This window comes from Streptomyces sp. NPDC090106, from assembly GCF_044747265.1.
Taxonomy (GTDB): Bacteria; Actinomycetota; Actinomycetes; order Streptomycetales; family Streptomycetaceae; genus Streptomyces.
This window is the reverse complement of the sequence record NZ_JBIVDS010000002.1, coordinates 717,963-731,568: the sequence shown is the minus strand read 5'-3', so window position 1 is coordinate 731,568 and position 13,606 is coordinate 717,963. Positions and strand designations below refer to the sequence as shown.

Below are 13,606 nucleotides of genomic sequence, written 5' to 3'. Positions count from 1 at the left end.
CCCTAGACGCCCGCCGTCGCGCGCGTGGTCGTCGCGATCGTCGCGGAGCCCACCACGCGCGTGCCGTCGTACAGCACGATCGCCTGGCCGGGGGCGACCCCGCGGACCGGCTCGGTGAAGGAGACCTCCAGCTCGCCGTCGACCAGGTCCGCGCGCACCTCGGTCTCGCCGCCGTGGGCGCGGAGCTGGGCGGTGTAGGTGCCGGGGCCGACGGGGGCGGCGCCGCACCAGCGGGGCTTGATCGCGCGCAGCCCGGTCACGTCGAGGGCGGCGGCCGGGCCGACCGTCACCGTGTTGTCGACCGGGGAGATGTCGAGGACGTAGCGCGGCTTGCCGTCGGCGGCCGGGGTGCCGATGCGCAGGCCCTTGCGCTGGCCGATGGTGAAGCCGTAGGCGCCCTCGTGGGTGCCGAGCTTCTCGCCGGACTCGTCGACGATGTCGCCCTCCGCCTTGCCGAGGCGGCGGGCGAGGAAGCCCTGGGTGTCGCCGTCGGCGATGAAGCAGATGTCGTGCGAGTCGGGCTTCTTGGCGACCGCGAGGCCCCGGCGCTCGGCCTCGGCGCGGATCTCGTCCTTGGTGGTGACCGTGTCGCCGAGCGGGAACAGGGCGTGGGCGAGCTGGCGGTCGTCCAGGACGCCGAGGACGTAGGACTGGTCCTTGGCCATGTCGGAGGCGCGGTGCAGTTCGCGGGTGCCGTCCTCGCGGAGGATCACCTGGGCGTAGTGGCCGGTGCAGACGGCGTCGAAGCCGAGGGCGAGGGCCTTGTCGAGCAGCGCGGCGAACTTGATCTTCTCGTTGCAGCGCAGGCAGGGGTTGGGGGTGCGGCCCGCCTCGTACTCGGCGACGAAGTCCTCGACGACGTCCTCGCGGAAGCGGTCGGCGAGGTCCCAGACGTAGAACGGGATGCCGATGACGTCGGCGGCGCGGCGGGCGTCGCGGGAGTCCTCGATGGTGCAACAGCCCCGCGCGCCCGTGCGGAAGGATTGCGGGTTCGCCGAGAGGGCGAGGTGGACGCCGGTCACGTCGTGGCCCGCTTCGGCGGCGCGGGCGGCGGCGACGGCGGAGTCCACTCCTCCGGACATGGCGGCAAGAACGCGAAGGGGGCGCGGCGAGGTCTCAGTCATAACCCTTCAAGAGTACGGGGGCGCGGGAACCGAAGCCCACGAGTATCCGTTGACGATCACATGGGGGCGAGACGGGATTCCACGGGACGGGCGGCGGGTGACGCGGACCGGCGCATCGGGCGGCGCGCGCTGCTGATCGGCGGGGCGGCGACGGCCGTGGGCGCGGGCGTGCTGGCCAGGGACGAGCTGGCGCGGCTGTGGTGGCGGGTGCCGGGCGTCGAGAAGCCCCGCAAGGAGGGCGAGGTCGACTACGCGAGCGCGAAGTGGGTCGCGGCCTCGGACGCGAACTGGCGGCGCGCGGACCGGCCGGACGACTACGGCATAGACAGGGTGATCGTCCATGTCACCCAGGGCAGCTTCGCGAGCGCGGTCAAGGCGTTCCAGGACCCGGGCCATCAGGCCGCCGCGCACTACATCGTGGGCCAGGACGGCCGGATCACCCAGATGATCCGCGAGCTGGACGTGGCGTACCACGCGGGCAACCGCTCCTACAACGAACGCAGCGTCGGCATCGAGCACGAGGGTTTCGTGGACCATCCCGAGGACTTCACGGACGCGATGTACGAGGCGTCGGCGCGGCTGACGGCGGGGATCTGCGCGCGCTACGACATCCCCGTGGACCGGGAGCACGTCATCGGGCATGTGGAGGTGCCGGGAACGGATCACACCGATCCGGGCGAACACTGGGACTGGGACCGGTACATGAAACTGGTGCGGCGGGCGCGGACCGCTCTCGACTCCGGCCGGGCGTGACGCGGACGGACACCAACCCGATGTGATGCAGGTCACTCATTGTCATCATCGTGAGCAATCCATGAGATCGGCCCGCCCGATGTGTCCCCGCCGCCGAAGCTGACCTGCGCCGAGCCAACTTGGCTTTTTTTCAAGGGAGTTGACCTTCGAAAGGGCTTCCTCATCGTTCACAGGCTTCCTGGCTCGCTCCTGGTTTCGGCCCAGCCCACGCTCAGCGCCGCGGCCGAGGCTCCACGGCCATGACACACACCACTGATCCCGCTCCCGACTCGGGGCGGGCGGAACAGCAGGGCAAGGGCGTCCACGCGAGGAGAGAGCGGGGCGTCAAGAGCGAGCACGGCAAGGGGAGCCGGGGCGGCAAGGGACTGCACCGGCGGACGTTCCTCGGCGGCATGGCGGGAGCGGGACTGGCGTCCGTCGGCGTGGCCGGCGCGCTCTTCTCCCTGCTCACCGACGGCAACGGCAACAGAGCCGCGGCGGCGGACGGCACCCTGCCCGTGCCGGAGCTGCTGGAGGGCACCGCCTCCGACGGCGTCCACACCTTCACCCTGGAGGCGCGGACCGGCACCGCGGAGGTGCTCGGCGGCGTCACCAGCACCACCGCCGGCTACAACGGGGCGTTCCTCGGTCCGACGATGAAATGGACCACCGGTGACACGGTCCTGGTGAACATCACCAACAGCCTCGGCGACGACACCACCGTCCACTTCCACGGCGCCCATGTCCCCGCCGAGATGGACGGCGGCCCGCAGAACGCCTTCGCCGACGGCGAGACCTGGTCGCCCACCTTCGAGGTCCTCGACGAGGCCAAGACCCTCTGGTACCACCCGCACGCGCTGGGCACCACGGCGGAGCAGGTGGTCCACGGACTGGCCGGGATGATCATCGTGGACGACGCCTCGACCGTCTCGGACGCTCTGCCGACCGAGTACGGCGTCGACGACGTCCCGCTCGTCCTCCAGTGCCTGGCCGTCGACGACGAGGGCGACATCAAGTACGACCTGACCGGATATCTCGGCGGCGATCTGAACTTCCCGCTGCTGTGCAACGGCGCCAACGTCGACGACACCACGCTCGGGTTCACCGCGACGAGGACCCGCACCCGGTTCCGGGTGCTCAACGCCTCCCCGTCCGACATCCTGACCGTCCAGCGCGGCGACGGCGGCACCCTCACCCAGATCGCCACCGACCAGGGCTATCTCACCGAGCCGGCCGAGGTGACCGGGATCCGGCTGGTGGCGGGCGCGCGGGCCGAGTTCGTCCTCGACCTGAGCGACGCGGTGACGCTCCAGGCGATCGTCACCACCGGCTGGGTGCGCGGCGGCAGCGGCACGTACGACTTCCTGACCGTGACGCCGGACGCCTCCGACTCCCCCGACGACCTGCCCGGCACCCTCGCCACCATCACCCGCTACGACACGGCGGACTTCGCCGCCCGCACGATCACCCTCGGGCAGAGCGGCCTGAACATGACCGTCAACGGTTCCGTCGGCACGACGATGGCCGCGATGGCGACGATCATGACGACCCTGGACGCGGAGGAGGTCTGGACGATCGTCAACAGCACCCAGCTGGAGCACTCGTTCCATCTGCACGACGTGCCGTTCCAGCTCGTCGAGATCAACGGGGAGGAGCCGGCCGGGGTCGATCTCGGCTGGTTCGACACCTACGAGGTGGTCGGCGGCGGCTCCATCAAGATCGCGATGAAGTTCAGCGACTTCGCCGACGACACCTACATGTACATGCTCCACTGCCATCTGCTCCAGCACGAGGACGAGGGCATGATGGCGAGCCTGATGGTCATGGAGAGCTGACCTCCCGGCAGCGCGGTCCGGCCCGATGAGCGGGCTGCCGCCGGCAGTGGAAGTGCCGGCGGCAGCCCCCGGCCCACCGCGCGTGGGCGGACCGGGCCCGGGGCGACGGCCGTGGCCTGGGCCGTCAGCAGGTTCCCCGGAAGACGTCCACCTGTCCCCCGGTGCTGTTCGCCACCGCGAGGTCCTGGACTCCGTCGCCGTCGAGGTCGGCCGCCGCGGCGTCGTAGGCGCCGGTCGCCGGCAGCTCGGCGAGGAGGGTGAGCCCACCGTCCGCGGCCCCCTGGAACAGGGTGACGGAGTTGCCGCGCAGCGAGGAGACGAGCAGGTCGGTGCGGCCGTCGCCGTCGAGGTCGGCGGCGCCCACCGCGACGGGCAGCGCGGAGGTCGCGTACGTCGTCGCCGCGCCGAAGGTGCCGTCACCCGCGCCGAGCAGCACGTCGAGTGCCGCGGTCCCGTTGCTGACGGCGGCCAGGTCGAGGTCGCCGTCGCCGTCGAAGTCGCCCTGGGCGAGAGAGTAGAGGCGGGAGGTGGCCGGGTACGGGGTCGCGGCACCGAGGCCGCCGTCCCCGTCACCGAGCAGGACGCTGATCCCGGCGCTGCCCACGCTGGCGGTGGCCACGTCGGCGGTGCCGTCCCCGTCGAGGTCGCCGACGACGACGCCGTGCGGCTGGCTGCCGGTGGCGGTCCGGCCCGCGTCGGTGAAGGTCCCGTCGCCGTCGCCGAGCAGCACCCGTACGGTGCTGGTCTGCTGCTCCGCGACCACCAGGTCGGGGGTGCCGTCGCCGTCGAGGTCCCCGGTGGCCAGCGCGCGCGGCGACCCGGAGACGTCGATCGCCGAGGCCGCGCCGAAGGTGCCGTCGCCCGCGCCGAGCAGCACGCTGACCTGCGCGCCCCCGAAGTCGGCGGTGGCGAGGTCGAGTACGCCGTCGCCGTCAAAGTCGGCGGCCACGGTCTGGTACGGGCGGGTGCCGACGGCGTAGGTGGTCCCGGCGGCGAAGGTGCCGTCGCCGTCGCCGAGCAGGACGGTCACGGAGTCCGCGTCGAGGTTGGCGGCGGCGACGTCCTGGACGCCGTCGCCGTCGAGGTCGGCGACGACGACATGGCGGGTGTTGGTGGACGCCTCGGCCGAGGCGTCCGGCTGGGCGTAGACGGGGGTGCAGGAGGTGGTGTCCGCGCTCGCCCCGGCGGCGGGGCCGGCCGTCAGGAGCAGCGCGGCGACGAGGACTTCACCGGTCCGCCGGGCGGCGCGGTGGTCGGACGAGGGCTCGGCGGTCATGAGGCGGCCTTCTGTCGACAGGAGGGGGGTGGCGACACCAGAAGGTAGACCAACACCTCGTCAACTGTCGACAGCTAGCCCGAATTTACTGCCGGAACCCCGGAATTCCGGCCGCCTGTCGACACTCGACGGCCGGGCGACGCGCACCGAGTGACGCGTGCCAGGCGAGGCGCGCCGGCCCCGCCCGGGGCACGGCCCTCCGGGCGGGCCCTACGTCAGGCCCGCCGCCCGCGCCCGCTCCACCGCCGGGCCGATGGCCTTGGCCACGGCCTCCACGTCGGCCTCGGTGGAGGTGTGCCCGAGGGAGAAGCGCAGGGTGCCGCGGGCCAGGTCGGGGTCGGTGCCGGTGGCGAGGAGGACATGGCTGGGCTGGGCGACCCCGGCCGTGCAGGCGGAGCCGGTGGAGCACTCGATGCCCTGCGCGTCCAGCAGCAGGAGCAGGGAGTCGCCCTCGCAGCCGGGGAAGGTGAAGTGGGCGTTGGCGGGGAGCCGGTCGACCGGGTCACCGCCGAGGAGCGCGTCCGGGACGGCCGTACGGACCGCGTCGACGAGGGAGTCGCGCAGGGCGCCGATCTCGCGGGCGAACCACGCGCGCTGTTCGGCGGCGAGGCGGCCGGCGACCGCGAAGGAGGCGACGGCGGGCACGTCGAGGGTCCCCGAGCGCACGTTCCGCTCCTGGCCGCCGCCGTGCAGGACGGGCACGGGGTTCCGGTCGCGGCCCAGCAGCAGCGCGCCGATGCCGTAGGGGCCGCCGACCTTGTGGCCGGAGACCGTCATCGCGGCGAGCCCTGAGGCGGCGAAGTCGACGGGGACCTGGCCGTAGGCCTGGACGGCGTCGGCGTGCAGCGGGACGTCGAACTCGGCGCAGACGTCGGCGAGTTCACGGACCGGCATGACCGTGCCGATCTCGTTGTTCGCCCACATGACCGTCACCAGGGCCACGCCGCCAGGGTCGCGGGCGAGGGCCTCGCGCAGGGCGTCGGGGTGGACCCGGCCGTACCGGTCGACGGGGAGGTACTCGACGGTGGCGCCCTCGTGTTCGCCGAGCCAGTGGACGGCGTCCAGGACGGCGTGGTGCTCCACGGGGCTGGCGAGCACCCGGGTGCGGGCCGGGTCGGCGTCGCGGCGGGACCAGTACAGGCCCTTCACGGCGAGGTTGTCGGCCTCGGTGCCGCCGGAGGTGAACACCACCTCGCTGGGGCGGGCGCCGAGGGACTCGGCGAGGGTCTCGCGGGCCTCCTCGACGGTGCGCCGCGCCCGACGGCCGGACGCGTGGAGGGAGGAGGCGTTGCCCGTGACGGCGAGCTGCGCGGTGAGTGCCTCGACCGCCTCGGGAAGCATCGGGGTGGTCGCGGCGTGGTCGAGGTAAGCCATGGTGCGTCGATTCTACGGGCCGGTCGCACAGGCCCCTGGTCGAGGCCGCCTTGAGGGCGGGGCCGGGGCACGCACACGCCCGCCGGAAGCACGCGCGTGCCCGCTAGAAGCCCGCGCGTGCCCGCTAGAAGCTCCAGGACACCGTGCTGTCCAGCTGCATGACCGCGACCAGCACCAGCAGGTCGGCGACGCCGAGGGCGAGGCCGAGGAAGGCGCGTCCGCGGCGGGCGGTGCCGCGCCACAGGGCCGCCGCGGCGAGGGCGATGGCGACGGGGCCGAGGAAGAGGTTGAGGACGAGAAGGCCGAGCAGGCCGAGGATGAAGGAGGCCACGGCCATGCCGTCGGCGTCCCGGACGCCGGTACGGCGCGCGGCGGTGGCGGTGGTGTCGGCCGGTGCGGTGAGCTGCATGGTGATCACTCCCCCTGATCGGTGGGTGGGGCGGGTCAGTGCGTCGAGGCGTGGCGGCGGGCGTGGCGCTCACGGAGCGCGAAGATCCCGAGCCAGACGGCGATGCCGGCGGCGGCCACGGCGGTGAAGGTGAACGGCGCGTGGGCGACGGTGCCCAGCACGGCGCCGAAGAGCAGGAGCGCGGCGACGAGGAACAGCATGGATGGAATCCCCCTCCGAGATGCTGACGGGTTGCCTCTCGTGACATTTCGGTGAACAGTTGTAGTAACAGTTGTTCACTGACTAAAGAGTCTAGCGCGTCGGACGGCTTCTCAATTCCAGAGAACAGTTGTTTACTGCATGGCATGAGTCACACCCTCGGCATCCGGCAGATCCAGAAGCAGAAGACCCGGCAGGCGCTCCTGGACGCGGCGCTCGGGCTGCTGGAGGACCAGAGCCTGAGCAGTCTGGGCCTGCGCGAGGTCACCCGGGCCGTCGGCGTCGCCCCCACCGCCTTCTACCGGCACTTCCGCTCCACCGAGGACCTGGGCGTGGCCCTCGTCGAGGAAGCCCTCGGCAGCCTGCACCCGATGATCCGCACGACGGTCACGGCGGCGGTCTCCAGCGAGGAACGCATAGCCCGCGCCGTGGAACTGACCGCCCGCCACGTCGAGACGTACCCGGCGCACATCCGTTTCATCGCCCGTGAGCGGCACGGCGGGGTGGCGCCGGTGCGCGAGGCGATCCGGGACCAGCTCGCCCGGTTCGGCGTCGAGGTGCGGGACGAACTGGCCAAGGACCCCGAGGCGGCCGGGTGGGCCGGGGACGATCTGCTGATGCTGGCCAACCTCTACGTGGACCAGATGCTGATCACGGCGTCGCTGTTCCTGGAGGCCCAGGAGGCGGGCGAGGCGGAGCGGGACCGGGTGGCCCAGGTGGCGACCCGGCAGATGCGGCTGATCACCATCGGCCGCCTGCACTGGCTCGACTGAACCGCCTCGGCCGCACCGCGCCGGCTCGACCAGGACCGCAACGCCCAGGGGCGGCACCCCCGTTCACCGGGAGTGCCGCCCCTGCCGTACCCGCCCCGCCCGCCTTACGCGGCTCGCCTGCGGACGGTCAGCTCCCGGTCGCCGAGGCCGCCGCGCTCGGCGCACCGCTGGGGGCGCCGCTCGGGGCGCCGCCGGCACCGCCGCCAGGACCGCCGCAGCCGCCGCCCTGGCCGCCGCCAGGGCCACCCTGACCGCCGCCCGGCTGCCCGCTCGGCATGCCCGAGGGGGCACCGGAGGGCATGCCCGAGGGCTGGTTCGTGCCGTTCGCCGTGGGAGCGCCCGAGGGGGCGCCGCTGGGCATCCCGGACGGGGCACCGCTCGGCATGCCCGAGGGCTGCTGACACGACTGCCCGGAGTCACCGCTGTTCGAGGAGGACGAGGAATCGCCCGAGCCACAGGCCACCAGGGCGAGGGGCGAGAGCGCCAGCAGGGCCACTGCGGGAATGAGACGCACACGCTTCATGAGAAACGACTCCAGGAAATATGAGGGAGTTCTTGAGGCGCGAACTCAATCAACGCGTCTTAGGGCTTCCTTGGGCCCGCGCTGTCCCACACCTGTGCGTCCGGCAAAGCCGTTCTAAAGCACCCCACTTGACCTGCGTGTTTCTCCGCCCTCATCAGCTACCCGCTGGTACACGCCCGTGACAGAACCCGGCGCGGCGGGACCGGCTAGCCGAGCCTGACGCGCGCCAACTGGCGTGACTGGGCGACGAGTCGGTCCGCGCTGTCCCAGACCTCGGCGTCCTCCTCCAGGAAGCCGCCGGCGAGGTTGCGGGTGGTGATCGAGACGCGCAGCGGCCCGGGGGCCGGACGGGAGCGGACATGGACCGTCAGCTCGACCGTGGGGACCCAGCCCTTGAGGCCGATCTCGAAGGCCGTGGGCGGCAGCGCGTCCACCGCCAGGAGCAGCGAGAGGGGGTCCGCGTCCCGGCCGTCCGCGAGCCCGAACCAGGCCCGCATCTCCCCCTTTCCGGACGGCGCGCCGAGGGCCCAGCCGAGCGTCGAGGGGTCGAGCTTGAGCATCAGCCGGTCGGTGATCGCCGAGCTGCCCTCGACGGGGGCGGGTCCGTCCTCGGGGCCGAAGCACTGGTCCATCGGCGGGATCGCGGGCGGGGTCGCCGCCGTGCGGACGTCGTCCGGGAGGGAATCCAGGTCGCCGTACGAGGCGAGGACGCGGATGCGTTCGACCTCGTTGCCCTGCTCGTCGTACTGGAGGAGCGAGGCCTGGCCGGTGGAGAGGGTGCGGCCGGTGCGCACGACCTCCGTGCGGACGACCGCCGGGCCCGGCCGGGAGGCGGTCAGGTAGTGCGCGGAGACGGTGAACGGGTCGGCGTGCGGCAGGGCGTCCGCGAGGGCGCGGCCCAGGACGGCCAGCAGGTAGCCGCCGTTGACGGCGCTGATGATCGTCCAGCCGGCGGAGAGGTCGATGTCGTAGACGCCGGGGGCACGGCGGGTGAGCGCGGTGTCCCGGTCGAACTCGCTGTCGCCGATGGCGGCGCGCGTGGCGGAGGCTGCGTCTGGCATGGCTGAACGATACAACAACCCATTACTAAGCGGTAGCTTTCTTCGGTCACCCACCACCCGTCACCCACCACCCGTCACTACTCCTCGCGCACGGTCGACCGCCGGTTCCACGCCCGCGGCGCTCGCCAGTGGTACCGCATGGCGAGCAAGCGCAGCACGAAGGCCGTGACGACGGCGAGGCCGGTGGTGAACGGGTTCAGCACGCCGTAGCGCAGGCACAGCACGGCCATCGTGGCGCCGACGATCGCCGGGACCGCGTACAGGTCGCGGTCCCAGCGCAGCAGGGAGGGCACCTCGTTGGCGAGCACGTCCCGCAGCACGCCCCCGCCGACCGCCGTGGCCAGCCCCAGCGCGGCGGACTGGGTGAGGCCGAGCCCGTAGTCGTACGCCTTGGTCGTGCCGGTCACGCAGAACAGGCCGAGGCCCGCCGCGTCGAAGATGTTCACGCCGAGCTGGATGCGCTCCACCTGGGGGTGCAGGAAGAAGACCAGGAGGGCGGCGAGCAGCGGGGTGGTGAAGTAGCCGAGGTCGGTGAAGGCGGCGGGCGGCACGGCTCCGATGATCAGGTCCCGGAACAGCCCGCCGCCCAGGGCCGTCACCTCGGCGAGGACGGCGATGCCGAAGACGTCGAAGTTCTTGCGTACGGCCAGCAGGGCGCCGGAGATGGCGAAGACGAAGATGCCGATCAGATCGAGCGTGTGCTGGACGGAGGGGGTGAACAGTTCCTGGATCACCCGCACATTCTCGCCCAGCAGTGAGCCCTCGCCTTACAAATGAAGGCGAGGGCTCGCTGATGGAACGGGAACTCACTTCTCCTTGGCGGGAGCCTCCGGCTCGTCCGGCGTGTCGGCGGTGGTCTCGGCCGCGGCCGTCTCCGCTTCGGCGGGCTCCGTGGTCGCCGACGTCTCCGCCGTCTCCGTGGTCTCCGCGGTCTCCGTGAGCTCGGCGACCTCCGCCGCCACCGCGGCCGACGTCTCCGCGCTCTCCGCCAGCACCTCGTCGGCGACCAGTTCGGCCGCCTCCCGCGCGACCGTCAGCAGGACGGTGTCCTGCGGAGCCTGGTCCTCGAAGTTCTCCGGGTGGTGGCAGGCGACCTGCTGACCGGGCTTCAGCTCGACGAGCGCCGGCTCCTTCGTCTTGCAGATCTCCGTGGCCTTCCAGCACCGGGTGTGGAACCGGCAGCCGCTCGGCGGGGAGATCGGCGAGGGGACGTCGCCCTTGAGCAGGATGCGTTCGCTCTTGGCGTTCTTGCGGCGCGGGTCCGGGATCGGCACCGCCGACATGAGCGCCTTGGTGTACGGGTGCATGGGCGCCTTGTACAGCGACTCACGGTCCGCCAGCTCGACGATCTTGCCGAGGTACATCACCGCGATCCGGTCCGAGACGTGCCGGACGACCGAGAGGTCGTGCGCGATGATCACGTACGTCAGACCGAGTTCCTGCTGGAGGTCGTCCAGCAGGTTCACGACCTGGGCCTGGATCGACACGTCGAGCGCGGAGACCGGCTCGTCGGCCACGACCAGCTTCGGGTTCAGGGCCAGCGCGCGGGCGATGCCGATGCGCTGGCGCTGACCGCCGGAGAACTCGTGCGGATAGCGGTTGTAGTGCTCGGGGTTGAGACCGACCACCGACAGCAGGCGCTGGACCTCCGCCTTGATGCCGCCCTCGGGCGTGACGCCCTGGAGCTTGAAGGGGGCGCCGACGATCGTGCCGATGGTGTGGCGCGGGTTCAGCGACGAGTACGGGTCCTGGAAGATCATCTGCACGTCGCGGCGGAGCGGACGCATACCGCCCACACCGAGGTGCGTGATGTCCTTGCCCTCGAACTCGATGCTGCCGCCGGTCGGTTCGAGCAGCCGGGTGATCAGCCGGCCCATCGTCGACTTGCCGCAGCCCGACTCGCCCACGACACCGAGGGTCTCGCCGGCCTTGACCTCGAAGTCGAGACCGTCGACCGCGTGCACGGCGCCGACCTGGCGCTGGAGCAGGCCCTTGCGGATCGGGAAGTGCTTCTTGAGCCCGGTCACCTTGAGCAGGGTCTCACCGGGGGCGGCGTCCGCCTTGGTGACGAGCGTGCCGTCGCTCTGCGCAGGGATGCTCACTTTGTCCTCGCTCACAGCTTCGGCGCAATCTCTTCGGTCCAGATCCGCTCCCGCTGCTCCTGCGTCATGTGGCAGGCGGCCCAGTGCTGGCTGCCGACCTCGGCGAGCTCCGGGCGGACCGTGCGGGTGACGTTGTCCTTGGGGACGTCCGCGTACGGGCAGCGCGGGTTGAAGGCGCAGCCGGACGGGATGTTGATCAGCGAGGGCGGGGAGCCCTTGACCGGGATCAGGCGCTCCTGCTGGTCACGGTCCAGGCGTGGCATCGAGCCGAGCAGGCCCCAGGTGTAGGGGTGGCGGGGCTCGTAGAACACCTTGTCGGCGGGGCCCCGCTCGACGCAGCGCCCGCCGTACATCACCAGGATGTCGTCGGCGAGTTCGGCGACGACGCCCAGGTCGTGGGTGATGACGATGACCGCGGAGCCGAACTCCTTCTGCAGGTCCCGGATCAGGTCGAGGATCTGCGCCTGGACGGTCACGTCCAGGGCGGTCGTCGGCTCGTCCGCGATCAGCAGCTCGGGGTTGTTGACCAGCGACATCGCGATCATCGCGCGCTGGCGCATACCGCCGGAGAACTCGTGCGGGTAGCTGTCCACGCGCTTGTCGGGCTGCGGGATGCCGACCCGGTCGAGCATCTCGACCGCGCGCCTCTTCGCGGTCTTCTTGTCCACGTTGTGGTGGATGCGGTACGCCTCCACGATCTGCTGGCCGATCGTGTAGTACGGGTGCAGGGCGGACAGCGGGTCCTGGAAGATCATCGCCATCTCGCGGCCCCGCAGCTTGCGCACGTGGTCCGGGTCGGCGGTGAGCAGTTCGGTGCCGTTGAGCCAGATCTCGCCGGAGATCCGGGCCTTGCGCTTGCCGTACTGGCCGGCGGTGTGCAGGCCCATGATGCCCAGCGAGGTCACCGACTTGCCGGAGCCGGACTCGCCCACGATGCCGAGGGTCTTGCCCTTCTCCAGCTTGAAGGAGAGGCCGTCGACGGACTTGACGAGGCCGTCGTCGGTGGGGAAGTGCACCTTGAGGTCGCGCACTTCGAGGAACGAGGTCGGCGCGGGCGAGGCAGGGGTGGGCTCGCCCACGGCCGCTCCGCTCTTGCTGAGTTCGGTCATGCGAGCCTCACTCGGGGGTCGATCACGGCATAAAGGATGTCCACCGCGAGGTTGGCGATCAGCACCGCGAGAGAAGTGATCAGGGTGACGCCCAGAATGACGGGCAGGTCCTGGGTCTTGATGCCGTTGAGCACCGCCTGGCCGAGGCCGGGCAGGCTGAACGTGGTCTCGGTCAGGATCGCGCCGCCGATGAGGGCGCCGAGGTCCATGCCGAGCATGGTCAGGATGGGCGTGAGGGTCGACCGCATGGCGTGCTTGCGGATGACGACCTTCTCCTTGAGGCCCTTGGCCCGCGCCGTGCGGATGTAGTCCTCACCGAGGATCTCCATCATGGTGGCGCGGGTGATCCGGGCGTACATCGCGGCGTAGAGGAACGCGAGGGTCGCCCAGGGGAGCAGCATGGACGCGAAGTAGCCGCCGAAGCTCTCGGTCAGCGGGACGTACTCGGCGTCGATCCAGCCGAGCCCGATGTCGAAGATCGCGACCGACAGCAGACCGGTGAAGTAGATGGGGAGGGAGACACCCGACAGCGCGACGAGCATGGCACCGCGGTCCCAGAGGCTGCCCCGCTTGAGGGCGGAGAGCACACCGGCGGCGATACCGAAGATCAGCCACAGCACGGCGGCACCGAGCGCCAGACCCAGGGTCACCGGGAAGCGGTCCGTGATCACCGGCCAGATGGCCTGCTCGCTGCGGAAGGAGTAGCCGAAGCACGGCGCGGCGCAGTGCACGGTGTCGCCACCGCCCACGTAGGTGCGGCCCGCGAAGATGCCCTTGAAGAACTCCCAGACCTGAGCGTAGATCGGGTCGCTCAGTCCGAGCTTCTGCCGCACGCCCTCGACGGCGGCGGGGTCGGCCTGCTTGCCCACGAAGCTCAAGGCGACGTCGACGCCCGCCCACTTGGGGACGAGGAAGAAGATGCCGAAGACCACCATGATGATGACCACGAGCATCACTGCGGCGGCGAACAGCCGCCTGATGAGGTAAGCGAGCACAGCTCTCGGCCCGCCGCGGGCCGCGGGCCACCGGAGGTCGTCCGGTGGCCCGCGTTCCCGCGTCGCCGGCCTTCACCTGCCTTTCGTGCCGTTCG

General features: G+C 71.4%; 14 protein-coding genes. 4 read left to right on the top strand and 10 right to left on the bottom strand.

All coding sequences use genetic code 11. The features are described from left to right. Window positions 1-2: 2 nt before the first annotated feature. Window positions 3-1,124: a tRNA 2-thiouridine(34) synthase MnmA gene (gene mnmA, locus ACIPSE_RS08835; protein ID WP_401659163.1), complete on the bottom strand. Its 1,122-nt coding sequence runs from the start codon at window positions 1,122-1,124 to the stop codon at window positions 3-5. A gap of 60 nt (window positions 1,125-1,184) precedes the next feature. Here mnmA and ACIPSE_RS08830 point away from each other — a divergent pair, with 60 nt between their 5' ends. Both ACIPSE_RS08830 and ACIPSE_RS08825 read left to right on the top strand, forming a co-directional pair. Continuing rightward, window positions 1,185-1,877 (top strand): N-acetylmuramoyl-L-alanine amidase, encoded by a 693-nt coding sequence (locus ACIPSE_RS08830; protein ID WP_401659161.1) that lies wholly within the window; start codon window positions 1,185-1,187, stop codon window positions 1,875-1,877. 239 nt (window positions 1,878-2,116) lie between these two features. After that, complete coding sequence (locus ACIPSE_RS08825) at window positions 2,117-3,691, top strand: multicopper oxidase family protein (protein ID WP_401659158.1); 1,575 nt, start codon at window positions 2,117-2,119, stop codon at window positions 3,689-3,691. A gap of 124 nt (window positions 3,692-3,815) precedes the next feature. Here the strand turns inward: ACIPSE_RS08825 and ACIPSE_RS08820 are convergent, their stop codons facing one another. The 4 genes from ACIPSE_RS08820 to ACIPSE_RS08805 all read right to left on the bottom strand — a co-directional run bounded on the left by ACIPSE_RS08820 (window position 3,816) and on the right by ACIPSE_RS08805 (window position 6,950). After that, window positions 3,816-4,967 (bottom strand): FG-GAP repeat domain-containing protein, encoded by a 1,152-nt coding sequence (locus ACIPSE_RS08820; protein WP_401659155.1) that lies wholly within the window; start codon window positions 4,965-4,967, stop codon window positions 3,816-3,818. A 210-nt stretch (window positions 4,968-5,177) separates the two neighbouring features. Further along, window positions 5,178-6,341, bottom strand: a complete 1,164-nt coding sequence (locus ACIPSE_RS08815; RefSeq protein WP_401659152.1) for a cysteine desulfurase family protein — start codon at window positions 6,339-6,341, stop codon at window positions 5,178-5,180. A gap of 124 nt (window positions 6,342-6,465) precedes the next feature. Then, window positions 6,466-6,750, bottom strand: coding sequence for a DUF4190 domain-containing protein (locus ACIPSE_RS08810; protein ID WP_401659149.1), 285 nt, complete (start codon window positions 6,748-6,750; stop codon window positions 6,466-6,468). A 35-nt stretch (window positions 6,751-6,785) separates the two neighbouring features. Next, on the bottom strand, window positions 6,786-6,950 hold the full coding sequence (locus tag ACIPSE_RS08805; protein WP_401659146.1) for a hypothetical protein: 165 nt from the start codon (window positions 6,948-6,950) through the stop codon (window positions 6,786-6,788). Between the two features lie 144 nt (window positions 6,951-7,094). Here ACIPSE_RS08805 and ACIPSE_RS08800 point away from each other — a divergent pair, with 144 nt between their 5' ends. Next, window positions 7,095-7,721: a TetR family transcriptional regulator gene (locus tag ACIPSE_RS08800; protein ID WP_401659143.1), complete on the top strand. Its 627-nt coding sequence runs from the start codon at window positions 7,095-7,097 to the stop codon at window positions 7,719-7,721. A 275-nt stretch (window positions 7,722-7,996) separates the two neighbouring features. Continuing rightward, window positions 7,997-8,122, top strand: a complete 126-nt coding sequence (locus ACIPSE_RS08795) for a hypothetical protein (RefSeq protein WP_401659140.1) — start codon at window positions 7,997-7,999, stop codon at window positions 8,120-8,122. 328 nt (window positions 8,123-8,450) lie between these two features. Here the strand turns inward: ACIPSE_RS08795 and ACIPSE_RS08790 are convergent, their stop codons facing one another. From ACIPSE_RS08790 to ACIPSE_RS08770, 5 genes are all read right to left on the bottom strand, one after another. Beyond that, a complete protein-coding gene (locus ACIPSE_RS08790; protein ID WP_401659137.1) occupies window positions 8,451-9,305 on the bottom strand; it encodes a thioesterase family protein in 855 nt (284 codons plus the stop codon). Window positions 9,306-9,382: 77 nt separating this feature from the next. Beyond that, window positions 9,383-10,039, bottom strand: coding sequence for a trimeric intracellular cation channel family protein (locus ACIPSE_RS08785; RefSeq protein WP_401659134.1), 657 nt, complete (start codon window positions 10,037-10,039; stop codon window positions 9,383-9,385). A 72-nt stretch (window positions 10,040-10,111) separates the two neighbouring features. After that, entirely contained in the window at window positions 10,112-11,407 is a 1,296-nt protein-coding gene (locus ACIPSE_RS08780) for an ABC transporter ATP-binding protein (protein WP_401659131.1), read from the bottom strand. Between the two features lie 11 nt (window positions 11,408-11,418). After that, window positions 11,419-12,516 (bottom strand): ABC transporter ATP-binding protein, encoded by a 1,098-nt coding sequence (locus tag ACIPSE_RS08775; protein WP_401659129.1) that lies wholly within the window; start codon window positions 12,514-12,516, stop codon window positions 11,419-11,421. Continuing rightward, window positions 12,513-13,511 carry an ABC transporter permease gene (locus ACIPSE_RS08770; RefSeq protein WP_401659128.1) on the bottom strand — a complete coding sequence of 333 codons (999 nt, stop codon included), beginning with the start codon at window positions 13,509-13,511 and terminating at the stop codon, window positions 12,513-12,515. Before ACIPSE_RS08770 ends, ACIPSE_RS08775 begins: the two co-directional genes overlap by 4 nt. Window positions 13,512-13,606 lie beyond the last annotated feature (95 nt).